Source organism: Vibrio sp., assembly GCF_047973365.1.
In the GTDB taxonomy this organism is placed as follows: Bacteria; Pseudomonadota; Gammaproteobacteria; order Enterobacterales; family Vibrionaceae; genus Vibrio.
In genome coordinates, this window is record NZ_JBKEBW010000011.1 from 35,659 (window position 1) to 60,048 (window position 24,390).

Genomic DNA, 24,390 nt, shown 5'->3' on the forward strand with positions numbered 1-24,390 from the left:
TCAATTCCTAGTTTTCTAATGACAAGAAAGATTCTTGTTCTAAAAATGCGCGAGTTTGATTCATTAACTCCGCTTCTTGTGTAAGCCCTAAATCCCGAGCCAGTTTTACAGCCTTAGCCAGATGGTCTGATGTTTTAGGCTTAAGATTAAATTTATCTCTATGTCCATTCCAGTCAGGCGGAGACAACCACTGGCACTGTGGTAAAGCATTCTTTAATGTTTGATAGATAGTCAAACCACCTAAATCCAAATCCTGAGCGCAGTAAATAACATCATACTGAGAGAGTAATGGAAGATTAAGCTGATCGCATATTTGATTACCAGCGCCCAACAAAATATCGCAGTTAGCTATTAACCCATGTTGCTCAATAGCAGCCAGAAAGGCTTCATAACGATAAAAATTTTCAACGTTTTCGACAATCACGGCTTGCTTGCCGCACAAATGACCTTCGGTTTTAAAACCACGAGCATCGGAAAGAACCACAAACGGAATACCCGATGAACAATGTTGGTTTAAAACTAAAATGTGCGAGAAACTGGTGGTGAAATCATGAGAGCGACCATACTTTGCCGCACTTACCCTGTCCTGCATTAATGGCTTATAAAGAGCTTGATGAGCTTGTTCATCAACGATAGTAAGTCGATACCCACCACGCACCCGCACAGCCTCGTAGACCCGTCTCCATTGCTGAGAGTCAGAATACGGCAAACACGCAATAAAACGGTCGAGATTGATGACTTTTCCTTGTTCTATTTTGGTTAGGTATTGGTTGAGCAGCATAGTAAGCACTTTTATCTATTTGATATTCAGTATATTACTATGATATTTGGTTATTGTAAGCCGTATTGACTTCAATACTGTGTTCGTGATTTTTTACACTGATAGTAATGATGTTGAATGGCATGAAGTACCCGCCATTTCGGTCTCATTCTAACTACTGTATTTTTCCACCCATTATGCCCCCCTAAAAACCACCAGCAAGACTGAATGCTTGCAGAGCAGTAAGTTTCAACGTGCGTAAAACGGGAGAGAACTATGGAAATCAATATATTACAGGCAAAGAAAAGCCCACCTAACAAGGTGGGCTATCTTATAAATTTGGTGGGTCTAGGCGAACTCGAATCGCCGACCCCTACCATGTCAAGGTAGTACTCTAACCAACTGAGCTATAGACCCAAATTTTGTGTTCTAAGCACTCTTACAGAATGAATGGTGCGTCCGAGTGGACTCGAACCACCGACCCCCGCCATGTCAAGGCGATACTCTAACCAACTGAGCTACGGACGCACTGCTTTAGAACGAAAGCGATATTAGCGACAGAGGCTGAGCCATGCAAGTGCAATTTCTATGTTTTTGAACTAATTGGCTCTTCTATCGACAGTTTGGTGTTTTTTTACTCACAATGCCGAAACCTTAACTTACAACCTTCGTTTAGCAACAATCTTATTAATAAGACGCGTGCAACCCACTTCTCTCCAATTTTGTGACATCAACCCAAAAAACAGATTGAATGATTACTCTAAAAACGTAATATTGAATTTATCTAAAAAATACCAAAGCCACCTGACATCAAAGTAGTGAATGGACGTTCATATTTTCGATAACTCACACACACTTCGAGCTTCCGTTTTGGCGGGAGTAAGTCTTTTTATTTCTTTTATTTCTCTGTGTTTTTCTGTTTTTCATTTTCAAGTAACCGGCAGCTATTTTCTCTTAGCACTGGATTTGATGCTCGGTTCTTACTCTTTCTATGCTTATCAATTAACAAAGAAAAACAGGCACAAGACATTCCATATTCAAGGGTTTGTATACTTATTTACTTTTGTCGCATCTATCAGTATTTATATTCAGCCAATCGAACATGGAACCTATATTTGGAGCATGTTGTTTCCGGTGTTTTTTTATTCGTTATTGGGTTTAAAGCAGGGGCGAATGTTCTGTTTCGTTGTACTCATTGTCCATCTGGCAAGCATTTATAACAACATGGAGATACACCAATCAGTTGCGGTACTTCCCACTTTCGTAAATCTGATCGCCTGCTACATATGCGTGTGGATTATTGCTCACATTTATGAATTCAATCGTAGAAACATAGAAAATTCATTAACTTATCTAGCATCACGTGACTCATTAACTGGCGCACATAACCGTCTATCACTAACTTCAACATTCAAACACTTTGAAACGCACAAAGACGAAGAGACAACGCTTTGCTTACTTTTCATTGATTTAGATTATTTTAAGAAAGTGAATGACCAATATGGTCACGATGCTGGCGATAAAGTTCTGATGGAAACCACCCGTTTATTAAGCCAGGTGGTAGGTGACGACAATCTATACCGCATTGGTGGCGAAGAGTTTTGCGTAACATTGTTCGATAATCCAATTGAGCAAGCGGAACAAATCGGTGAACGAGTTCGTGCAATGATGAGCCGCCATCTGTTTTCATTTGGTGACAAAAGAATTCAAATCACTCTCAGTGTAGGGATCTGTGAATACAGTGACGGCGATAAGCTTAGCGACCTATTGAAACTTGCCGATATTCAACTCTATCAGGCAAAAGAAAACGGACGAAACCAAGTCCGTTTAAGTCGTTCTGCAAAAAATTTCGCCGAAGATAGCAGCATTTGTTGAAATGGCATCTCTCAATCTAAACGTTCAACATCCATATCTTGGTCATAATTATCGAGTTCGTACACTACGTTGTAATTTTCTGTATAAGTACAATGTGGTTGTCGGCTACAAGTGAAAAATCTGCGCCCTTTAAAGTCACCTTGACTAGCCGTTTTTATCACCATAGGGCTGCCGCAACGTTTACAAAAACGCACTTCTTTATCGGATTCAATAAGGTCAATATGCGCAGCAAGCAAACGTCTTAGTTTACTGACTTGATAACTCAGTTTTACGTTAGTGCCAATTAATGGAATGTTTGCTGATTTACATACATGAATAAGAAGCTTCTCGCGCTCAACTTTACCTTTTTTCAGCTCTTTGCCATTATCAAGCTCGATCACGACTCTTGGCTCTAATGTCCGCGCATCACAAACGACAAAATCAAAATAGCTTTTTGCAATACGATTATACGCAATGAACCACTGCTTGTTATTATTGGTTTTCGTCGGGGTGATTAAATTCGCCATGCTCACTTTTGTCAATACGACACCATGCTCACCAACAGCAGTCTTCAGTGCATTATAAAAAGCGCTTTCCGTCATATTTAAAACTGGACCTTTTACTTTGTACGCAAAGTCTTTGGTTTCATCACGACGGGTGACTGTTTTCTGAATCACATAAAAAAACAAAACCAAAATGGCAACAACAATGAATATGTTGGTCATAATAATAAGCCGACTCCTGAGCTAAAACGACTCTAACTCTTTAATTCATAACCGAAGTTAGTTAGAAAAACCAGTACTGAAGGTAATTTTTGACAAATGTTGATACAGCGAAGGGCTTCTCGCGTTTCATAATTTCAGTTTTAACGCAAATACTAAGGTGTGAACCGTTTCAAAACTATCTTGCTCATATTCTATTTTCGTCTCTCAAACGAAAACTGGACACCGCTCCGACAACTTTACCATCCACGATAATGGCACTTCGGTTGGCAATCAGTCTTTTGTTATTAATATATAACTCAACATCTTTGTCCGTTTCTCCGGTTTGCAAAATCGTATATAGGTCACTGTCCGGCAGAGATTCCGTTAATAAACGATTAAGTGCCAACGCCTTATCTAGACCTAAAATTTCGCAAGCACTCTTGTTTATAGAACGTAGATAACCTTTTGAATCAATGCTTAAAACCCCTTCTTTAATGGTACTCATCGTCACATCTAACTCGACATAAAGACGACTGATCTCTTCGGGTTCAAAACCCAAAATAGCTTTTTGGAAACGACGAGAGATATAGCTTGAAACCACAACGTTTGCTGCCACAACAAGCAACGCCATACCAGTTAAGTAGATTAAAAAAGGTTCTACCCGATGTTGCAGATGATCAAGCAAATAGCCGACGGAGACAACGCCTAAGATTTGACCACTTTCAGCGCGAATGGCTGAATTGCCGCGAACCGACTTACCCAGCGATCCTTTTGCGTATGAGATATAAGACTCGCCAGCAATCAAAGCCCGGTAATTATCACCACCGACCATAGGCTCACCAACACGCTCATCGAGAGGATGGACAAGTCGGATTCCCTGCCCATCACCTATGGAGATAAAAGCCGCTCCAATCAGTTGAGTTAGGTCACGAAAACGCTCTTGTTGTTCTGATGTAGCATGTCCGGTTTGGAGCATATTGATGACGTTTGGTGATTGAGCAAGAAACGAAGCAACGCCTAAAGCTTTTAATCCAACTTCTTCCTCCTGGCTATGTTTTACATAGACGAACCCCGCTGCAACCAAAAGTAGCAGTTCAATTAAACCAGACAACGTCATTATGATTAACAATCGTTTTCGAAAGCTGATACTGTTCCAAGTCATGGTTCACCTCCACGCCGAAAGTAACACTGAATTAATATCAATACTAAATAACGAATAGCTAAAACAACGAGTAAACTGTGTGGACAATTTACCGCAATGTAAAAGCTAATATTATTAGTGCAGAAACAGTATCTTCACCCCTCATAAAGTACTAGCAATAAAGTTTAGTTGCATCTGCTAAATCTGGCAGAAGTCACAAAGTGCCGCAAGCTTTACTTCAACGCATCGTTTTACTTCAGCATAGTGAAAAAACACGTTGTATAATTAATGGACAAATATGAATACTTATTAGAGCGGAGCAATATCTGTTTAATTTTTAGGTGAGCGAACTTTTTTGGCAATTGATGCCCAACGATTTGAAGGGCTATGTTTTAAAGGGGCTAAATGTATGGAACGGGACGACTTAGGGATTTGTCTTTCTAAAGATATGCTATCTGAACAGCTATGTTCAACATTTACGCATATACGAGCTTATGACCCAGACGACGTTTGCGTAGAAGAGATGTTAGTTCTTCTATCATTCCCTCAAATGTCTGGTCAAGAATTACTGAGCACAATGCAAAGCAGCAAAAAGCTTGTCTGGCGTGCCGATTATTTTTGTCCTTCAGACTATCACTTTTAACTATAGTCACTTTTAACTATAGCTACTTTTAACAACAGCCATTTTTAATAATCGCAATATCTAACAATCGCTGTTTGGTTTTGCAAACAACCGCTATTGCTACTGAAGCATAGGTATTGCTATTCAAGCACTGGTATTGTTACTCAAGTACAGGGTTCTACATACTGTTCTTACTTGAAGATAAACCCGTTGACTTAACTGGCAAATAATTAGAGCATATGCTCTAGTTGTTATTTATAACAGAGCTAAAGATGAAGACAAAAACCGTCGCTCTTTTTGTGTGCTCTTTGCTTGGTATTCAAACTGCGTATTCTGCGCCAATTTCGTTTCAGCAAGCTTGGGAATTACTTCAACAGAACAACAACTCCTTAGCCGCAGAACGTGCCAATGTAGAGCGTTATGAACATGTTGCAAATTCTAAAGGTAACCTCAACTTACCATCCATAACTGTCGGTGCGAATTACACTCGCCTTGACAATAACATTACGCTGTCAGTTCAACAAGTCGCCGAGAGTTCAGCACAATCAATAGCCCTGTCAGCATTTCTTAGTTCGTTGGGTTCCTTCACTTCGACAATAACCGAACGCGACATTTTTACCTCCTCCATACGGGCGGTGTGGCCTATTTTTACTGGTGGTCGAATTTCCGCTGCACAAAATGCCGCTTCAGGGCAAAAAGAGGAGGCACAAAGCCAACTCGCGATGGAAACCCAAGCTCGCTATGAAGATTTGGCCAAATACTACTTCAGCGTTGTCCTAGCTCAACAGGTGCTAGAGACTCGCGTTTCAGTCGAGGCTGGCTTAACCAAACACAGAGATAACGCGGCTAAGCTTGAACAACAAGGGCAAATCGCTCATGTCGAAAGACTTCAAGCCGACGCATCATTAGATAAAGCCTCGGTGGAACGCAAGAAAGCACAAAAAGACCTCGACATAGCACAAAGTGCTTTAACCGAAATTCTGGGGCAAACAACGCAAGTCGAACCAGACGGAATGCTATTCATCAATCAAAGTCTCCCTCCGATGAATGCCTTTATTGATCAAACGCTAAACACCTATCCGGGTTTGAATTTACTTGATGCCAAAGAAAAGCAAGCCAGCAGTTTAATTAACGCAGAAAAAGGCAAGTACTATCCTGAGGTCTATCTATATGGTGATTACAATCTCTACGAAGATGATTCATTGGCGAGTCAAATGACGCCCGACTGGCTGGTCGGCATCGGTGTCAGTGTTCCTTTACTGGAAAACACCGGGCGCAGCGATCAAATGAAAGCTGCGCAAAGTGCAGTTTCCCAAGTGAAATACTTAAAAGCTCAAGCCCGACAAGATTTGCAAGTATTGGTAAAGAAAACTTATCTCGAAGCAGAGCAAGCACTGGAAGAAGTGACCGGACTAAATTCTAGCCTCAATCTTGCTCAGGAGAATCTTAAACTTCGGCAAAAAGCGTTTGCTCAAGGTTTATCGACCTCTGTTGACGTTGTTGATGCCGAACTGTATTTGGCGAGCATCAAAACACAGCAATACGTAGCGAGCTTTAATTACCTCATTTCACTCAATAAGTTACTTGCTCTCACTAGCGAAATGGACACATTTGACACTTACAAAAAGTCCGCCATTCCTCTGACTAATGTTACGTCAAGCGTTAACGCTGATTCAAAAACGAGTGCTCATTTAAAACCTAGTGCTTATTCACAATCTATAGCGAATGAAAAGGATCCATCATGAAGGCTGTAAAAACGACACTCGTTGCTGTATCCACCTTAGCTTTGGTTTCATGGGTCGGCTATGGCTTCTATAAAGCATATCAACCTAAGCCTATTCATTTGCAAGGTCAGATAGAATCACAGCAATACAGCATTTCATCAAAAGTGCCGGGGCGTATCGATCAAGTTTATGTCCGCAAAGGGGATAGGGTTGAAAAAGGGCAACTTATTTTCACCATCCATAGTCCTGAGATTGAAGCCAAGCTTGACCAAGCTATCGCCGGAAAAAAAGCGGCTGGCGCACTGGCGCAAGAAGCAGAAAACGGGGCTCGCGAGCAACAAATTCAAGCGGCAAAAGATCAATGGTTGAAGGCTCGTGCCGCATCTCAACTGGCTGAAAAAACCTACTTGCGTGTCAACAACTTATATAAAGATGGTGTGGTTGCTGAGCAGAAAAAAGATGAAGCCTTAACGCAATGGCAAGCCGCGAAATACACCGAAAGTTCAGCGTTGCAGATGTACAACATGACGCAAGAAGGTGCACGTGAAGAGACCAAGCAAGCCGCAGCAGAGAAAGTTCGCATGGCAGAAGGTGCCGTTGCCGAAGTTGAAGCCTATGCCGCTGATACCCAGATAGCTAGCTGGTTTAATGGTGAAGTTTCACAAGTTTTATTACAAAGTGGTGAACTCGCACCTCAAGGCTTCCCTGTTGTGACTGTGGTCGACACGCAGGATTCATGGGCAGTTCTTAATGTTCGTGAAGATCTACTCAGCAATTTTGCCAAAGATGCACAATTTAATGCCTTTGTCCCTGCGCTCAACAAAACTTTGCCTTTTAAAGTGACACATATTGCCGTCATGGGCGATTTTGCAACTTGGCGCTCTACCGATGCGACACAAGGTTTCGACCTACGCACTTTTGAAGTGGAAGCTCGCCCAGTGGAGCCTATTGACGGCTTACGTATGGGTATGAGCGTGGTGGTTGAGCTTTAATGATGAAACGCCTCGTGGTTTCAACATCTACCCACTCACCGGTTGTCACATCTCAATGGCAATTATTGCGAAGAGATCGCTGGCTTCTTTCGTGTCTGACCTGGATACCTGTAGCGCTGGTTGTCGCAATCTGGTGGATTTTCTCTCAAGCGATTGTTCGCGATCTACCCATTGGGGTTGTGGATTTATCTCATAGTCGGTTATCTCACCAACTGAGTAGAGAGCTGGATGCGACATCCACCCTCTCTGTCATTCGCAGCTATGCGAACGTTGCACAAGCCAGTGAGGATTTAAAAGCCACCGAAATATATGCATACGTCGTCATTCCAAGTCAATTCGATAAGTCAATTTATCGAGGAGAGCCGCCACAAGTAACCACTTTTTTTAACAGTCAAATGATACTGGTAGGAAGGTTAATCAACTCAGCAGTTGTGCAAGCTCAGTCCACTTTTAATGCGCAAATCGAAGTGGTGAAAACGCTCGCCAAAGGTCAACAAGCGACACTCAGCGCAATGAGTCATGCATTGCCGATACGCACACAAATAACCCCATTATTTAATAAGAATAGCAACTATGCTCAATTTCTTGTTTCTGCTCTTGTGCCCGCTATTTGGCAAATCACCATAGTGGTCACCACCATTATGATATTAACGGCGAATCACAGAACCTACGGCTTATCGATTTGGGCACAGCCTAAATCTCTGTCTCGATTAGTAACAACGCTGGCCCCTTATTCTTTAGTTTTCGCACTACAGGGAGCCGCATTTCTCACTTGGTTCTATCACGGGCTTGGCTGGCCAATGCATGGTGAGATATCAACCATACTCATTGCCCAGTGGTTTACGATTATCGCCTGCATGATTATGGGTTCGCTGTTTTTCTTTATTTCACTTGATTCGGCGAGAGCGATGAGTTTTGCCGCCGCTTATACAGCACCGAGTTTTGCGTTTATGGGTATTACGTTTCCCGCCAGTGACATGGGTACATGGGCTCAAATTTGGCGCAGTTTACTTCCAGTGAGCCACTATATTAATGTTCAAGTCAGTCAGGCCAGTTACGGGCTTGATGCCTATCAGTCACTCGCTTCATTATGGCCCATGTTAGGGTATATTGTTCCGCTTGGATTAACGTTACTGTTGCTTAAAAAGCACCTGCGAGCGGACGAATACAAGAGGTGCGACCATGAGCTGGTTTAACTTAATCAAAGCAGAATTAAAGGCACTGTTCACTAACCCGGTGGTGGTTCTTACTGTCTTTGGTGGCGTTGTATTTTATTCATTTCTCTATCCGCTTCCATACAGCCACCAAACCCCGAGAGAACAAACTCTTACCATAGTGAATTTGGATAACAGCCAGGCGAGCTATCAATTAGAACGCATGGTAGATGCCACGCCTCAAGTTAAAGTAACGCAGCGAAATTCCACGATTGAAGAAGCAAAGATGGCTTTTTTGAACCAAGAAGTCAGCGGTATTTTGGTCATTCCCGAACACTTTTACAAAGACTTAATGCTGGGGAAAAGTACTACTCTCGCCTATGCCGGTGATGCTTCCTACTTCTTAGTGTATGGAACATTAGTTGAAGGTTTAGCTCAGGCAGGCGGCACATTAGCCGCAAAAACCAAAGTGACTCGTCTGTTGGCTGATGGGGAACCACTTTCTCTGGCGTCCAAACATTACTCCCCAACGGGACAAAACCTCAAACCAACGTTCAACGCCCGAATGGGTTATGTTGATTACGTTGTACCGGCCGTATTCGTGCTCATATTGCAACAAACCATGTTAATTGCCTCAGGCATGATGGTTGGTACACAAAAATACGGTCATGGCTACTGGAGCCAGCTTTCTAGCCTCAGGCTCATTGCGCTACGAAGCCTTGTCCTCATCCCCATTTACTATCTGCTCAGTATGTATTACTTCGGCGCTAGCTTTAACTTACATGGCGTAAATACTCTCGCATATGCAACAGACATTCTGACGCTACTGTTTCCATTTTTGCTTTGCTCTTGTTTTATCGGGATTTGGCTCGGTTCAATTACACCACGTAGGGAGCTCGTCACCTTAGTGGTGTTGTTAAGCTCAATGCCTTTGATTTTCTCTGCCGGCTTTATATGGCCTGTAGAAGCAATACCTGAGCCCATAGTGTGGGCAGCAAAGCTTTTTCCAAGTACGCCAGCAATACAAGGTTTTTTGGCTCTCAATCAAATGGGTGCAGAGTGGCGACAAATTGCGCCGCAATGGACTTTGTTATGGGGACAGGTTGTGTTTTGGTTGATATTAGCCTGGTCTCAGCTTCGAAAAACTCACTGTACTGACACTATTACAGTTAAATAGAACAGATACGGTTAAATAGAACAGATTGAGAGGCTATTCTTGCCACTCTTTTCTCATTCTCTCAATGACATCTTCCCTTACGCCGTGGATATTTCCATAAGATTCGCGGCAGACAATAATGTTCAGTTTAGCGTGGTACTTTTTGGCTAACGTCTCATAGGCGCTCATTTCCCAGAGTTTTACAAAAGTGTTTGAAACAATGACATTTTTACCTTGTTGCAGCCAATAATCCGTTTGATTCTGACACCATTGATGAGCTTCTCCAATCGCTTCCGGACGATACCGATATTCTCCCTGCTGATTCACAAAGTACATATCCGCCTCTAAATGTATGCCCTCGAATGTTTTTGCTAAAGTAGATTTACCAGAACCGGGCAAACCGCGGATAAGAGTGAGAGTCAACATTAGGAGCCTATTTGTAAAATATAAAATAATGAAATAATCATAATGGCTGCGAATATTAACTTAATTTTGGCTTGTCTGCATTTTGCTATCGACATATGCGATGAGTTAAGCTATAAGTCTAGATGTATAGACGTCCAAATATTAGCTAAGGGAGAAAGCTGTGCCAATTAGGATCCCCGATCAATTACCTGCCAGTGATGTGTTACGAAGTGAGAATATTTTCGTGATGCCAGAGTCTCGCGCATCAACGCAGGAAATCCGCCCACTTAAAATTTTGATCTTAAATCTGATGCCGAAAAAGATTGAGACTGAAACTCAATTTCTACGTCTACTCTCCAATTCGCCTCTTCAATTGGATATTGAATTGCTACGCATTGATGATCGCCCAAGCAAAAATACACCCGAAGAACACCTTAATGCCTTCTACCGTCAATTCGACAAAATTAAGGATCGTAACTTCGATGGTCTGATCATTACAGGTGCTCCACTCGGTCTTGTGCAGTTTGAAGATGTCGCCTATTGGGATCACTTGCAGACTATTATGACTTGGGCAAAACATCATGTAACCTCAACCCTTTATGTTTGTTGGGCAGCACAAGCGGGTCTAAAATTATTGTACAACCTGCCGAAAAGAACGCGTAAAGAAAAGCTATCGGGCGTGTATCATCACGATATCCATCAACCATTCCACCCTATTTTACGTGGCTTCGATGATACATTTTTGGCTCCTCATTCTCGTTATGCTGATTTCAATGCGGATTACTTAAGTAATCATACCGACTTAGATATTCTAGCCACTTCCGATGTCGCTGGTGTGTATTTGGCTTCGACGAAAGATAAACGTAATGTGTTTGTCACCGGCCATCCTGAATACGATGCCAACACTCTGCACAATGAGTACATCCGTGATTTAGGCGAAGGAATGGAACCGATGATTCCAGTGAATTATTACCCGAACGACAATCCGGATAATCTGCCAAGAGCGAGCTGGCGTAGTCACGGGCACCTATTGTTTGCCAACTGGCTCAACTACTGCGTTTACCAACAGACTCCGTTTGATTTGGAGCACTTCAGTGAAGACAAATTTACTAAAGATGATTAGTCGATTCCGCATTTAAAATAAAACGTTGGGCCCACTAGTACTAAGTGGGCTTTTATTCACCAATTTTGATATAAAAATTGCGGTGAATATGCAAAACCTGTCGCATAAACTTTCACAAAAACTTCGATAATTACTTGATTTCATTATCATACTTTCAAATATCAGGGAGTAAACACATGAAATCAATACTCATCATATTGTTATCATTGTCGGCTTTGGGCTGCATAACAATAAAACAACAAGAGAGCTCTCGATTCAACAGTGACCCCATCGCAAGAGCCGAATCAAGGATCACATTAGGTTTAGGCTACCTAGAGAATGGCAATATGTCTAAAGCGCGAGAGAATCTGGAAAAAGCATTACAACATGCTCCTGAATACTACCGCGCCATGCTTGCTATTGCTCATTATTACTACGTCGTTGGAGAAACAAAGAAAGCCCAACAAGCTTATAAAAAAGCATTGAGCGAGCACGATAATAACGGTCAAGTGTTTAATAACTACGGCACATTTCTTTGCAAAACCGGTCAATATCGTCAGGCTGATAAGTATTTCAACCAAGCCGTGGAACAGCCGCATTATTACATGATTGCGGAGAGCTATGAAAATGCAGGGCTATGTGCCATCAAGGACGGTAGTTTGAGTAAGGCAAAAAAATATTTCGGTCGCGCGCTCGCTCATGATCCGCAACGTTTTCTTTCCATTTTTCAGTTATCAAAACTGGAAATAGATTCCGGAGATTTTTCCCAAGCGCGAGCAAGGCTGATTCAGTTTCATCACAACCACGGCTATCAGAAAGCATCATTACAATTATTGGCGAATTTAGAACGGCGGGCAGGTAATACAAGCTTAGAACATCAATATTTGTCATTGTTGAAGCAGTTATAGAGTCGATACTATTTTGAGTTGTTAGGACGACCATCATTGCCGTCTTTTCTTTCGCGATAATGGACTCGACGCAGACGGCGCACCTTTTTCGCTCGTTTTATCTTTAGATACTCGCGATAAACAATGCGGATAAACAGCACCAATCCTACGATCAACAACAATGAAAATATACTTAGGAATGGCTTACATATCCAATCGGGTTGGCAAGGTTGAAATAGCACAATGTCCATACTTACCTCCTCTACTACAGATTTTGTAGGTTTTCCTCTATTGATAGATTAGCATTTACTCTGCAACCACAGCTTGCGCTGTTCAACATTTTGAAAAGTCCATGCAATAAAACGAGTTATCTTTTGCCCTTGTTGCATCTCTACTACTTTTATCGACTCCACACCCACTTTCTGAAGTTGTTTTTTCATCCAACGTACGTTTTCGCTTTTGGATATCAAAGTCGTGAACCACAGCACCTGCTTGGCAAAATGTTGGCTTTCTAACGCCATATTTTTAATAAATTCAGCTTCGCCACCTGGGTACCAAAGTTCAGCTTTCTGCCCACCAAAATTAAGCGTCGTTTTCTCATTTTTCTGTGGGTTTAACGGCTGACTAACAAAGCCTTTTTTCTTCTTATTGGCTTGAAGATTTTTCAGCTTGCGTTGTGTTCCCTGCTCAGCTTCTGCTAATGAAGCATGAAAAGGAGGATTACATGTCGTAATATCGTACAGTTCATCGGGTTGGATAATGCCTGTAAATATCGCTTTGCTGTCGCCCTGTAAACGACACTCTATGCGCCCTCGCAAATTGTCATTGTATTGGGCAATATTATTCGCTTGTTTTACCGATACAGGGTCAACATCACTACCGATACAGTTCCATCCATACTCGGTCACACCAATGATAGGATAAATGCAGTTAGCACCGACACCAATATCTAATGCTCGAACTCTGTTTTGCTTGAGTGATTTGTTCTCTGCATACAGCAAGTCAGCTACGCGGTGAATGTAGTCTGCACGACCCGGAATGGGTGGGCACAAGTAACCCTGCGGAATATCCCAGAACGTAACACCGTAATGAAGAGCAAGCAACGCCTTATTCAATAGTTTTACAGCCATGGGATCGGAGAAAGTAATACTCCAATCACCGTTAGGATTCTTAATCAGATGTGGTTTTAACTCTGGCAGCACTTCGCTCAACGCCATAAAGTCGTAATTGCCTTTATGGCGATTTCTTTTATGCAAACCATGTTTGCCTTTTGTACTGCTTGTATTCGTTGGAGTATTCATCCGTTACCTCGGCTTAATTCTAAAACCATCATGTAAATGCGTGCATCCAGTTCATATTGATGATAATTCGGTTCCATATGACAACAAAGTTGATAGAAGGATTTGTTGTGATCTTTTTCTCTCAGATGCGCAAGCTCGTGAACAACCAGCATTCTTAATAAAGGTTCAGGCGCGTTTTTAAACATACTGGCAATGCGTATTTCATTTTTTGATTTGATCTTATTGCCATGCACTTTTGATACGTAAGTGTGAAGCCCCAGAGCATTATTGATTAGGTGTATTTTGCTGTCGTAAACCACCTTGCTCAGCGGCGCAGTTTTCTTCATATACTGATTCTTAATCGCCATCGTATATTCAAACAATGCTTTCTCACTTTGAATAGAATGACGTTCAGGGTAACGCTGCTCGAACCAAAGAATGAGTTTATCGTTATCAACCAACTTTTGGACTGACTCGACAATATGAGCAGGATAGCCTTGAATGTATCTGAGTACTGAATTCATACGTATTTTTGAAAGCCTTAAAATGAAGCCGCACAGTGTAGCGGAAAGTCGATAATGATTCACGCGTAAGGGAAGCGCTACAATAATTATCTATAGGTTTGCATCATTATCTGTGTATCGGTAAACTTTGCCGCTTTGCTACGCCACCTTAACTAAGCCACTTTACGAGCAGAGCGAATACCATGAAACGAGTTGTTTTATACGTTAAAGACAAGTGTCCACATTGCAAAGACGCACAGCGATACCTTGATTCTAAAGGGATAAAATACCGCTTATGTAACGCGAAGATGGAACGTGGACGCAAAGAGCTCGACGCAATGGGTGCTCGCAGCGTTCCTGTGTTGAAAATTGGCGATCGGGTAATGATTGGCTGGAACCCGAGTAATTTCGACCGTATGTATGGAAAAGGCTAACATCTACCACACCTAATGACTTAAACGTATTTTTTCACGAATTCTATAAAGGTTCTGTCCGCATTGGACAAGTAACCTTCTTTTCGCCAGGCGAGCGCTAAATCTAGATAAACAGGTGGATTAAACGGTATCGCACGAATTTCTGGTTCGTGGTCGGTCACTAGCTCTAATAACGCCGTGATGGCGTACTCATGCTTCACTATACTCAGAATCATTGGTAGCAAGTTGGTTTCAAACGAAATATTGGCTGTTAATTTGTATTCTTTACAGGTGTTATCAATGAAATCGCGGTGAAAATACCCCGGTTTAAACATCACCAGCTCGTGTTGGAAAAACTCTTCAAATTCGATTTTTTTCTTATCAGCAAACTCATGCTCTTTACCTACCACAGCAACCATTTGCGACGATAGTAGAGGATCCACTTCCAAGTCTGGTGGTAAATCATGGTTGAGGATAACGCCAATATCAAGTTCACCCGAAAGCAGCATTTTACGTATTGACTGTGTGCCCGCTTCTACCATGGTCATTTTCAGATTAGGGAAATAGCTTTTAAACGCCATGATGATCTCAGGAAAGAAATACGAGCCCATCATGCTAGGCGTGCCAAGCCTAACTTCACCCTTTACCAAACCCTTCAACTCATCCACAGCCAGTTGTGCGTCTTCCAGCTGTCGTAATACCCGCATAGCGTGTTCAAGTAATACTTCACCTTCATGAGTGAGGCTGACTTTCCTTTCATCACGTTTAAACAAGGTGACTCCAAGCTGCTGTTCAAACTTTTTGATAGCGATACTCAACGCAGGCTGGGCAATATGTAAAGCATTAGCAGCGTGAGTAAAGCTTTGTTGTTCAGCAACAGCAACGAAATATTTAAGGTGGCGAGTTTCCATATGCAGACGCGTCGTTAGCTATTAATTATTTATATTGCAATTATAGTTTTAATATATTTTATTAATTCATTTTTCACTGATAATTTGTGAGCCACTTCCAGTTTTATTCACCACTTGGTGTGTTGAGAGCGTTATGATCGAATTACAAAGCCCGCAATACAAGAAAGTCACTTTTGCTCTCGCATTTGGTTCATTCCTCGTATTTTGCAACCTCTATCTTTTCCAGCCAATGTTGCCATACATGGCAAAGCACTTTGCTGTTTCTGAAACACAAATTAACTGGTTATTTGCTGCATCAACTTTTGCACTGTCGGTATGCTTAGTGCCTTGGGCAATCACTTCAGAAGCGATTGGTCGCAGAAAGGTTATGTTACTTGGCTTATTCGCCATGCCTTTCATAAGTCTAGTAATGCTAATTAGTGGCGAGTTTTGGGTTATGGTCGCAGCAAGAGCGTTGTTGGGGGTTGCACTAGCGGCTTTCGCCTCTGTTGCGGTTGCTTACATGGTTGAAGAGCTAACACCACAAGCGTTTAGCAAAGCCATTGGTGGCTATATTGCAGCAAACTCGTTAGGAGGCATCAGCGGACGTATTTTCGGCGGCTTACTCACTGACGCATTAGGTTGGAAGGAAGCGCTAATCATTGCGGCTATATTTACTCTATTTGGGGCAATCTTAGTGCTTGTCTTACTGCCTGTTCAGCAAAATTTCAAACCGCAAAAAGGTCTTTTCTTCCATCATAATCGTGCTCTGATTAAACATCTATCAAACAAAACACTTTGGTTTGCTATGCTCATCGGCGGTGCTAACTTTGCGCTATTTGTTAATTTGTATTCGGTTATGGGGTTCAGACTCGTCAGCGAACCTTATAACCTACCTATTGGTTTAGCATCGCTGATCTTCGTTTGTTACTTGGCTGGCACCTTGAGCTCAAAATTAACGTCCAATTGGAGCAGACGCTTCTCTCCAATTTCAGGTATGGTCGTTGGTGGTTTTATCAGTCTTAGCGGCATGATCGTGGCGATTATCGCCTCAATTCCTATGATGCTTATTGGCTTGATGTTGATTAGCTTTGGGGCGTTCTTCACTCATACACTGGCTTATGCTTGGGTAAGTCAAAAAGCGACCGAAGCAAAAGCGACCGCAACCGCTTTATATCTTTCTCATTATTATATCGGTGGTAGTTTGGGTGGCTTCTACTTGCTCTATTTTTGGCAACACGGTGGATGGACTATGGTTGCCGCAGCAGGGTTGGTTATCTATGCTTTGATGTTTGCCTTATGTTGGAAACTAAGCCAGACAGCACGCACCCCAATAACAGGGCAATCAGCGGTGCTCAATTCAACTCACTAAACTGTGTTATCAATGACGTGGTAATAGGACTAATGGCCGCCTTTTTGTTGTGTCTTTTCCAAATGTTAATGGGAAAAAATGCCTCAAAGTGCTACCCTTCGAGCATCATTCTTAATGAGAAAATAAAATGAGCAAATTAACAGCAGATGTTCAAGCTAACCTAGAGCTATTCATCAAAGAAACTCAAGAAAACCAATTAGTTTGGGGCTTGCGCAATGAAGAAGGTTGGTTATCTTGTGAGTCAACGGAATTCGAAGAAAGCGAAGTAATGCCTTTCTGGTCTTCAAAAGAAGATGCTGAACTGCACAATGTCGAAGAATGGGCAGACTTCGAGGTTTTGGAGATCCCACTTGATATTTTCGTTGAAGATTGGCTGATCACTCTTGATGAAGATGGTGTTCTTGTTGGTATCAACTGGAACCAAACTTTAGAAGGTAAAGAACTTGAGCCTGCAGAACTAGCCAAAATGTATCTTTAAGCGAGCGAAGATTTCCTTTCCTCACGTTGACAAAACAAGACGCTATTGGCGTCTTGTTTTGTATTTGTGGTTCGAGCTTTGGTACTATGACCGCCTGTTAATTTTCAACTGGATTGAACCCATGCATTTATCTAAGCTGACACAAGAAATTTACGACCACCTGTACCGCGACATTAACGAATTCCGTAGCACTTTTGACTTACCAGTAGCGGACCCAGCTAGCTTAGATGCAAAAGCAGATACTCTTCACACTTCACTCGCAATCGAAGAACTCACCGAGCTTGCCGAAGCTGACAATAAGACGGAACAAGCGGATGCGATTGTAGATAGCGTTTATGTACTGATGGGGCGTTTAGTTCACCTTGGGCACAGCAACCTCAATGATAACATCGCCATCAGTTACTTGATTGACCTACTCCTTAACGTTGCAGTAAACCGTGGTATCGATTTCCTTCCTTGTTGGGATGAAGTTCATAGCTCGAACATGAGCAAAGTATGTCGAAACGAAAAAGAGTATGGTGATACAGAAGCTTTTTATGCGGAACAAGGCATCAAGCTAATGGCCGTACAAAAAGGTGATTACCTGATTGCTAAATGTGCAGAAGATTTTATATCGGAAAGTAAGACCATTCGCCAAGGTAAAGTTCTGAAATCTGTCTATTACCGCCCAGCAAATCTAGAAGTCCTAACTCAGTAACTTAAACCATTGCACTAGCAAAATCGTTTATTTGGTCTAAGCTAAAAAAATGCCACCTTGGGAGCAAGGTGGCGAATGAGACTATAAAAAGCCTAACAAGAACGAGAATGTATCACTCTTATTAATGCTAATTGTGTGCCAACTTTTAAATTAAATCTAACCTATTGATATATATAAGTTTAATTTATTCACCATCAATATAAACAAAGAGTCAGCAACTCACTTCTGTGATATCTGAACCAGATTTGTGCTCAATGCACCAAAATTAATCGAATATTAAGTAAGGTTTACCGTCAAGTGCTACACATCTCACAGATGTGCCAAATACACGGCATAGATGCTCTTCACTCAATACTTCACTTGGTTCACCAATACTCTGAGCAATGCCTTGGTCAAGAAGTAACACTTTGTCAGCATATCGCAGGCTTCGGTTTAAATCATGATTAGCCATAATGATAACTAATCCCTCTTGCGCCATTTGTGCAATCAGTTGGTATAACAATCCTTCTTGAGCAATATCTAAAGGTGCACTAGGCTCGTCTAGGATCAACAGCTTCGAATAAGGGTTGATAGCAGGCCAAACTTGCAAACAACTTCCAGCTAAACGGACTCGTTGCCACTCTCCTCCTGATAATTGATGGATAGAGCGATGCAGCTTATCGTCAATCTTCAACAGGTGGGCAAAATGCTTTACAGCTTGGTTCACTTTAGGATCCTGCAGAGCGCTATTGACTGGTAGGGATAGAGCTAAATATTGAAACACATCCAAATTAAAAGCCGGCTTGTCACTTTGGGATAAATACGCTCTGCGAAGCGCCACTTCACTCAGCGAATTACTTTTAACATCGAAGTCCCCAAGCAGTATCTCTCCAGAACTATCAATCACCCCCGCAATCGCGGATAGAAGCGTGCTTTTACCACTGCCATTGGGACCAACGACATGAAGGATCTCTCCAGCATTACATTGAAATGATAGAGGCAGTAAACGTTCGTTAACGTGCAGGCTATTAACGCGAATCATGATTTCTAACCAACATCCAGATGAAAATCGGTGCACCAATGGTAGTGGTGACAACACCTAAAGGCAGCTCTGCGGAATCCAGAGCAAGACGAGCGACCATATCGGCAAACACCATGAGAAGAGCGCCACTTAGCACACTTAATGGCAGTAACATTCTGTTTTCCGATCCCAAGGCTAAGCGCAGCAAATGGGGTACAACCAAACCGACAAATCCGATCACACCACCTAAAGCAACTGCGGCTCCAACGAGAACCGACACAGCCAGTATCAATTTCCAACGGATTCGATTGACATCAACACCCAGTTGCTTCGCATGAGTTTCACCAAGCATCAATTTGTCTAAAACTGAGCCTTGTAACAACAACCAAATCATCACGGGTAAAGCGATAAGAGTAAGAGTGTGCTGATACCAACTCACGCCACCAATACTGCCCATCAACCAATACATGAGTTGGCGTAGGCTCAACTCATCACTGAAGTAAAATGCCCATGTCACGACTGAACCTGACAAAATGCCGAGTGCAACACCAACCAGAAGTAGGCGCGTTGTGGTCAGTCGCATTGCATTTGCAACAAACACCAACAATAAGGTAAATAATAAAGCGCCAACAATGGCAGACACCATAAACGCTTCAGGGCTGGCAATGGCGGGAAAGAAAAACAATAGAATCACCATCGCGACACTAGCACCACCAGAAATACCAATGATTCCAGGCTCGGCAAGCACGTTACCGAGCAGTACTTGAAGCGTTGCACCAGATAGCGCTAACGCGGCTCCAATCATCATCGCAGCGAAGAGCCGTGGTAAACGCAAGTCCAATACTAAACGACTTTCTAGGTCGCCCAGAACTAGCTCATTCAGAGAACGAAAAGGTGAGATAAAGATTTCACCAACCATTAAGTAAATCACACTGACAAATAGCAATGCAGCAAGCAAAAGATACCCTGCTTGCTTCCAGCGTCGCTGCTTGTGCAGCATAAGTTGACTAAAATCCATAAACTGTATGAGAGAATTTTCGTATGACAAAAAAGAATGGCTTAACCTTACCGTTAAGCCATTCAAATATAAAGCATCAATAGTAGAGACGACGTTTAAATACTCTAATCGTATATCGCTTGACCGTCGTCATAACGAATTTTTACTTTGCAAACCATTAATGCTGCCCGTTCGCCCACTGCTGCATTACGATTCGGGAACACGATGGCTTCTTCTTCATTCTTAGCCATCAACGGCTTGTCACCGTCATGACCAAACACTTCGCCATGCATAAAAGTGGTGAAGTTATCAATATTGTCGTCAAACAAGAAATCAAAATCGTCGTGAATGCGAACAATGGTGCGACTAACACGGTACATAGTCGTTTTTCTTGGCAAATGCTCAGATTGAGTTCTAGAGATCAAATCACGCAATGACAAATCAAACGCAGTTAAACGCTGCATGTTGTTGAAACCAATCTCAGCAACCTGCCCTAATTCAATCATCATCGCCTGTGCAGCGTAGGTTTCAGCGCTGTACCAACTGAAAGTACAAGCAGGTGCATTTGAGAACATTACCGCATCAACATGACCATTTTCGATGAAGTCCAGCAGAGCTTTACTGCGTACTGGATGGCGTGATTTGGGGCTCACGGCAAATGAGTAGTGTTTGGAGCTACGAATGGCGCAGTGCAAATCTAGATGCCAACGAGACTGAACCTCTGTTTCTGCGTAGAAATTTTTCAGCACTATTTTCAGGTTATCTGCAATCGCGAGCTCTTTACTCTGATTGTGCACTTTCTCGTCAAACAGATGATTTAAGTTTTCATCGAGAGAACGCACATGTAACTTAGTCGCTTCAGGATTGGCGATGATAAACAAGCATCGTTCATTAACGGTTTGGAATCCGCTCAGAATATCATTAACCAGTTTATCGATAAGCTCCATCGGGGCTGTTTCGTTACCATGAACGCCGCATGAGATAACAATATTTTTAGTATCGGAATTTTGCTTAGCTGGAATCACTTCCAACATACCGCGCTGAAGCAACTTAAGAGTGACACCATTAGATGCTGTCACTTGGTTTGGCTTCATTGATTGTTCAAGATCGAGACTGTCGAAAAGAAAAGATTGGCGAAATAGAGACTTCGTCATGCGCTACTCCTTTATTGCACAGCGGTATGTTAAAGAATTGAGCAAACAATTTATGTTGAAGTGATCTCACTTATTGAGTTGAACCTCAATATAAAATGAAATATGCCTGCTGTACTTTTATAACCTGTTCGACTATTGCTAGATTACGTTGAAGGCGAATTCTATCCTAACTGGTTTTGAGACTCTATAGCCAATCGGCTTCAATTGGTTGAAACCCTTGTTTTAAATCTCAGTTTTGAATTTTCTTTCTCCAATATCGCTGAATAACAGCGAGATAGTCAGAGTTTGAATGCTTTGCCAACTTTTCAACGACGCTAGATTTGCTACTTCGAGCAACAGCGAAGATCAATCGCACGCTCATAACACAGCGCCAATAACAGACAAACCATTCTGAGCGAATATCACAACAACAAGATAAATGATCAGTTCCATCAGTTGCTGTGCAGCACCTAAACAATCTCCGGTAAATCCACCCAGTCGACCAATTAACCAACGTTTAAATAGATAACGAAATACAAGTGCAATGGTAATAAGAACCAGGGTTAGATAGCCATCAAGAAGCACACATGGCATTAACCCAGTAATCACGACTAGCGCGAGTTCTCGATAGCTCTGCTTATGAGCCAGAGGTTTGCTTTTGCTGGTATCACTGTCTGAGACATAAGGAGTGTTGAATATAAACGACGATGCCACCGCACGACTTAATGTATATCCCACTAACCATATTGGAATCAAAGAAATAATATCACTCGCAGCCACAAGCAACACATACTTGCCCAATAACGCCATCATTAACGCAGAAGAGCCGTAAGTACCAATACGACTGTCTTTCATGATAATGAGACGACGTTCAACCGTCATCCCACCACCAATGCCATCCGCCATGTCTGCTAAGCCATCTTCATGGAAGGCTCCGGTTAACATCAGACTTAGAACCATGGTTAAGAAAACGCTGATCTCGGACGTTACTATCAGTTCTGCACATGCATAAAAACCTGCGCAAAGTGAGCCGAGCAATACCCCAACCAAAGCAAAATATCGGCCTGACTGATTCATTCTTTCGCCACTGTATGGCAAATTCGCCGGTACAGGAATTCGAGAGAAAAAGCTAAGCGCCAGGAGAAACAGTTCAAACTGATATTTGAGTTTTGCCAGCATTACACTGTCACTCCTGCCTCTTCAAAACTCGCCATGTTGTTGTAAAACTCAGCGGCAGCTTTAAGTAGTGGTACGGCAAGGGCGGCCCCTGTTCCCTCTCCAAGTCTCAAACTCAAATTCAATAAAGGCATAGCTTCGAGTAACTGCAGAACCTTCTTATGACCTGACTCATCAGAACAATGAGCAAAAATCATGGTGTCTCGACACTCGGGTTCGATAAGAGTCGCAACATAAGCTGCCACTGTAACAATGAAACCATCGACTAGAACTGGCGTTTTCTTACGGTATGCACCTATGAACGCGCCAGCCATTTGCACGATTTCATAACCACCCACTTCTGCTAACGCTTGCTTAGCGTTTTTGCCTTTACTGCGTTCAACACCTTTCGCGACCAGTTGGCACTTCTTCTCAAACTGTTCGTCTGATATACCCGTTCCCTTGCCAACACATTCGGTGACAGCAAGATCAGACAGGCTCGCCAACAGTGCAGCGGCGCTAGACGTATTAGCAATGCCCATTTCGCCAAACATCACCAAATTACTTCCCGCATCAATAAGGCTCTCAACCAACGATTGTCCGTAGTCTAACCCTTGTTCGACCTGCTCTGAAGACATAGCAGCCTGCTCAGCAAAATTCTCGGTGCGCTTACCTAAACGCTGAACAATGAAGTCTGGGTGCGGACTTTCGATAGGCAGCAAGATACCAGTATCGATCACCTTCATTGCCACATTATTAGCTCGACAGAAACAGTTGATCGCTGCACCACCTGCTAAGAAGTTCAAGACCATCTGTTGTGTTACAGCACTAGGCGCAATACTGATACCTTCATCGGCAATACCATGATCGCCAGCAAACACCAGTACGGTTGGCTGCTCTATAGAAATATGTTCAACCGCTTTCGACTTACCTTGGCTTTGGAGCAGAGCCAATTGATAAGCGACTTGTTCTAATTGGCCTAAAGAGCCTAATGGTTTGGTTTTTTGATTGATACGATGCCAAATAGCATCGCTAAATGCGAGATCTAACATGATTGATTCCTTGAACAATGCTTTAATTTTGAAATGAGATGACGCAGTCTACTCACAAAACCTATTCAACGGCAAACCGACAGCGCATCTATCAATAAAATACTTGTATATTTTCGAGCAATTAGATTAATTTCAAACTATTAAGTCATCGTGGCAGGTATACAGATGGTCGATCACTCTAATTTATCAGCAAATAAATCCTGTATTATTATTGCAGGAGCATCAGGCTTAGTTGGCTCTTGCTGTCTTAATATTGCATTAAAAGAAAATGCTATTGAACATGTTTACACATTGAGCAGAAAGCCGCTGACATTTGCAGGACATCGAAGCAAACTAACCCAACGGGTCGATGCAGACCTTAACATAAAACATTGGGATGATAACGATGTTCGACCGCAGTTAGGCATCATTGCCCTTGGTACAACCTTAAAACAAGCAGGCTCAAAAAGAGGGTTGGAAAAAGTCGATTTTGCACTGGTTTGTCATGTTGCTCAGCAGATGAAACTGCTTGGTGTCGAGCGATTGGCCGTCGTTTCCAGCTATGGCGCGCATTCAAGGTCCAAGTCTCACTATCTGCGTTGTAAGGGTCGAATGGAAGAAGCCATTCGCCAGATTGGCTTTGCTCATGTCACGTTCGTCAGACCGGGACCATTAGTGGGAAATAGAGCAATAACCAGAAGCGGTGAAGTGTTGGTGCAAAAAATAATGTCTGTAGGCAAATATCTATTGTTTGGTAAGCTAAAAAATTTCGTGCCAATTCATGCACAAGACGTTGCTCAAACTATGTTCTACAACTTGTTCGATGCCGAAGCTAAACACGTCGTTATTCTGGACAGTATTGCTATGCGAAACATGCTTAGTCAATATCGCTGATAGTGACCTTTAAGAAGTTTGTATCTGATGGTGGCCAAGATTACTT

25 protein-coding genes, 2 tRNA genes and 1 pseudogene are annotated in these 24,390 nt (G+C 42.4%); 13 read left to right on the plus strand and 15 right to left on the minus strand.

Annotated elements, in window-relative coordinates; translation table 11 throughout:
* Positions 1-7 precede the first annotated feature (7 nt).
* The 3 genes from ACK5MF_RS01540 to ACK5MF_RS01550 form a co-directional block, all read right to left on the minus strand.
* On the minus strand, positions 8-781 hold the full coding sequence (locus ACK5MF_RS01540) for a Wadjet anti-phage system protein JetD domain-containing protein (RefSeq protein ID WP_416918699.1): 774 nt from the start codon (positions 779-781) through the stop codon (positions 8-10).
* 319 nt (positions 782-1,100) lie between these two features.
* Positions 1,101-1,177: transfer RNA gene (locus tag ACK5MF_RS01545), tRNA-Val, on the minus strand.
* A 34-nt stretch (positions 1,178-1,211) separates the two neighbouring features.
* A tRNA-Val gene (locus ACK5MF_RS01550) sits at positions 1,212-1,288 on the minus strand.
* A gap of 294 nt (positions 1,289-1,582) precedes the next feature.
* Here ACK5MF_RS01550 and ACK5MF_RS01555 point away from each other — a divergent pair.
* Entirely contained in the window at positions 1,583-2,635 is a 1,053-nt protein-coding gene (locus ACK5MF_RS01555; RefSeq protein ID WP_416918701.1) for a GGDEF domain-containing protein, read from the plus strand.
* 11 nt (positions 2,636-2,646) lie between these two features.
* Here the strand turns inward: ACK5MF_RS01555 and ACK5MF_RS01560 are convergent, their stop codons facing one another.
* Entirely contained in the window at positions 2,647-3,339 is a 693-nt protein-coding gene (locus tag ACK5MF_RS01560; RefSeq protein ID WP_416918703.1) for a DUF2726 domain-containing protein, read from the minus strand.
* Positions 3,340-3,535: 196 nt separating this feature from the next.
* Positions 3,536-4,480, minus strand: a pseudogene (locus ACK5MF_RS01565) (histidine kinase); the annotation flags it as partial.
* Between the two features lie 388 nt (positions 4,481-4,868).
* Here ACK5MF_RS01565 and ACK5MF_RS01570 point away from each other — a divergent pair.
* The 5 genes from ACK5MF_RS01570 to ACK5MF_RS01590 all read left to right on the plus strand — a co-directional run bounded on the left by ACK5MF_RS01570 (position 4,869) and on the right by ACK5MF_RS01590 (position 10,128).
* Positions 4,869-5,102 carry a hypothetical protein gene (locus ACK5MF_RS01570; RefSeq protein WP_416918705.1) on the plus strand — a complete coding sequence of 78 codons (234 nt, stop codon included), beginning with the start codon at positions 4,869-4,871 and terminating at the stop codon, positions 5,100-5,102.
* Positions 5,103-5,353: 251 nt separating this feature from the next.
* Entirely contained in the window at positions 5,354-6,826 is a 1,473-nt protein-coding gene (locus ACK5MF_RS01575; RefSeq protein ID WP_416918707.1) for a TolC family protein, read from the plus strand.
* Positions 6,823-7,797 (plus strand): HlyD family secretion protein, encoded by a 975-nt coding sequence (locus ACK5MF_RS01580; protein ID WP_416918709.1) that lies wholly within the window; start codon positions 6,823-6,825, stop codon positions 7,795-7,797. The genes ACK5MF_RS01575 and ACK5MF_RS01580 overlap by 4 nt, the downstream gene beginning before the upstream one ends.
* A gap of 2 nt (positions 7,798-7,799) precedes the next feature.
* Positions 7,800-8,993 carry an ABC transporter permease gene (locus ACK5MF_RS01585; RefSeq protein WP_416918763.1) on the plus strand — a complete coding sequence of 398 codons (1,194 nt, stop codon included), beginning with the start codon at positions 7,800-7,802 and terminating at the stop codon, positions 8,991-8,993.
* Positions 8,980-10,128, plus strand: coding sequence for an ABC transporter permease (locus ACK5MF_RS01590; RefSeq protein ID WP_416918711.1), 1,149 nt, complete (start codon positions 8,980-8,982; stop codon positions 10,126-10,128). Before ACK5MF_RS01585 ends, ACK5MF_RS01590 begins: the two co-directional genes overlap by 14 nt.
* A gap of 33 nt (positions 10,129-10,161) precedes the next feature.
* Here ACK5MF_RS01590 and ACK5MF_RS01595 read toward each other — a convergent pair whose 3' ends face one another.
* A complete protein-coding gene (locus ACK5MF_RS01595) occupies positions 10,162-10,533 on the minus strand; it encodes an ATP-binding protein (protein WP_416918713.1) in 372 nt (123 codons plus the stop codon).
* A gap of 160 nt (positions 10,534-10,693) precedes the next feature.
* Here ACK5MF_RS01595 and metA point away from each other — a divergent pair, with 160 nt between their 5' ends.
* Both metA and pilW read left to right on the plus strand, forming a co-directional pair.
* Complete coding sequence (metA, locus tag ACK5MF_RS01600) at positions 10,694-11,635, plus strand: homoserine O-succinyltransferase MetA (RefSeq protein ID WP_416918715.1); 942 nt, start codon at positions 10,694-10,696, stop codon at positions 11,633-11,635.
* A 176-nt stretch (positions 11,636-11,811) separates the two neighbouring features.
* Positions 11,812-12,522 carry a type IV pilus biogenesis/stability protein PilW gene (gene pilW, locus ACK5MF_RS01605; RefSeq protein WP_416918717.1) on the plus strand — a complete coding sequence of 237 codons (711 nt, stop codon included), beginning with the start codon at positions 11,812-11,814 and terminating at the stop codon, positions 12,520-12,522.
* Positions 12,523-12,530: 8 nt separating this feature from the next.
* On the opposite strand, the gene ACK5MF_RS01610 is transcribed toward pilW, so the two are convergent.
* From ACK5MF_RS01610 to ACK5MF_RS01620, 3 genes are read right to left on the minus strand one after another with little or no spacing between them, the layout of a single operon-like run.
* The gene (locus tag ACK5MF_RS01610; RefSeq protein ID WP_416918719.1) at positions 12,531-12,752 is read right to left on the minus strand and encodes a hypothetical protein; all 222 of its coding nucleotides are present in this window, start codon (positions 12,750-12,752) and stop codon (positions 12,531-12,533) included.
* 48 nt (positions 12,753-12,800) lie between these two features.
* Entirely contained in the window at positions 12,801-13,802 is a 1,002-nt protein-coding gene (gene rlmF / locus ACK5MF_RS01615) for a 23S rRNA (adenine(1618)-N(6))-methyltransferase RlmF (protein WP_416918720.1), read from the minus strand.
* Positions 13,799-14,305, minus strand: coding sequence for a M48 family metallopeptidase (locus ACK5MF_RS01620; protein WP_416918722.1), 507 nt, complete (start codon positions 14,303-14,305; stop codon positions 13,799-13,801). Before ACK5MF_RS01620 ends, rlmF begins: the two co-directional genes overlap by 4 nt.
* A gap of 182 nt (positions 14,306-14,487) precedes the next feature.
* Here ACK5MF_RS01620 and ACK5MF_RS01625 point away from each other — a divergent pair, with 182 nt between their 5' ends.
* A complete protein-coding gene (locus ACK5MF_RS01625; RefSeq protein ID WP_102955196.1) occupies positions 14,488-14,718 on the plus strand; it encodes a glutaredoxin family protein in 231 nt (76 codons plus the stop codon).
* Positions 14,719-14,738: 20 nt separating this feature from the next.
* On the opposite strand, the gene ACK5MF_RS01630 is transcribed toward ACK5MF_RS01625, so the two are convergent.
* Entirely contained in the window at positions 14,739-15,608 is an 870-nt protein-coding gene (locus ACK5MF_RS01630) for a LysR family transcriptional regulator (protein ID WP_416918724.1), read from the minus strand.
* Positions 15,609-15,741: 133 nt separating this feature from the next.
* Here ACK5MF_RS01630 and ACK5MF_RS01635 point away from each other — a divergent pair, with 133 nt between their 5' ends.
* The 3 genes from ACK5MF_RS01635 to ACK5MF_RS01645 all read left to right on the plus strand — a co-directional run bounded on the left by ACK5MF_RS01635 (position 15,742) and on the right by ACK5MF_RS01645 (position 18,134).
* A complete protein-coding gene (locus tag ACK5MF_RS01635) occupies positions 15,742-16,959 on the plus strand; it encodes an MFS transporter (RefSeq protein WP_416918726.1) in 1,218 nt (405 codons plus the stop codon).
* Positions 16,960-17,086: 127 nt separating this feature from the next.
* Positions 17,087-17,437 (plus strand): DUF2750 domain-containing protein, encoded by a 351-nt coding sequence (locus ACK5MF_RS01640; RefSeq protein ID WP_416918728.1) that lies wholly within the window; start codon positions 17,087-17,089, stop codon positions 17,435-17,437.
* A 121-nt stretch (positions 17,438-17,558) separates the two neighbouring features.
* Entirely contained in the window at positions 17,559-18,134 is a 576-nt protein-coding gene (locus tag ACK5MF_RS01645; protein WP_416918730.1) for a nucleoside triphosphate pyrophosphohydrolase family protein, read from the plus strand.
* Between the two features lie 265 nt (positions 18,135-18,399).
* On the opposite strand, the gene btuD is transcribed toward ACK5MF_RS01645, so the two are convergent.
* From btuD to cobT, 5 genes are all read right to left on the minus strand, one after another.
* The gene (gene btuD / locus ACK5MF_RS01650) at positions 18,400-19,155 is read right to left on the minus strand and encodes a vitamin B12 ABC transporter ATP-binding protein BtuD (protein ID WP_416918732.1); all 756 of its coding nucleotides are present in this window, start codon (positions 19,153-19,155) and stop codon (positions 18,400-18,402) included.
* Positions 19,142-20,152 (minus strand): vitamin B12 ABC transporter permease BtuC, encoded by a 1,011-nt coding sequence (gene btuC / locus ACK5MF_RS01655; RefSeq protein ID WP_416918734.1) that lies wholly within the window; start codon positions 20,150-20,152, stop codon positions 19,142-19,144. The genes btuD and btuC overlap by 14 nt, the downstream gene beginning before the upstream one ends.
* 104 nt (positions 20,153-20,256) lie before the next feature.
* Complete coding sequence (locus tag ACK5MF_RS01660; RefSeq protein ID WP_416918736.1) at positions 20,257-21,285, minus strand: succinylglutamate desuccinylase; 1,029 nt, start codon at positions 21,283-21,285, stop codon at positions 20,257-20,259.
* A 357-nt stretch (positions 21,286-21,642) separates the two neighbouring features.
* Positions 21,643-22,443 (minus strand): adenosylcobinamide-GDP ribazoletransferase, encoded by an 801-nt coding sequence (locus tag ACK5MF_RS01665; RefSeq protein WP_416918738.1) that lies wholly within the window; start codon positions 22,441-22,443, stop codon positions 21,643-21,645.
* Entirely contained in the window at positions 22,443-23,489 is a 1,047-nt protein-coding gene (gene cobT, locus ACK5MF_RS01670; protein WP_416918740.1) for a nicotinate-nucleotide--dimethylbenzimidazole phosphoribosyltransferase, read from the minus strand. Before cobT ends, ACK5MF_RS01665 begins: the two co-directional genes overlap by 1 nt.
* A gap of 147 nt (positions 23,490-23,636) precedes the next feature.
* Between cobT and ACK5MF_RS01675 the strand changes: the two genes are divergently transcribed.
* A complete protein-coding gene (locus ACK5MF_RS01675; RefSeq protein WP_416918742.1) occupies positions 23,637-24,344 on the plus strand; it encodes an NAD(P)H-binding protein in 708 nt (235 codons plus the stop codon).
* Positions 24,345-24,390: the final 46 nt, after the last annotated feature.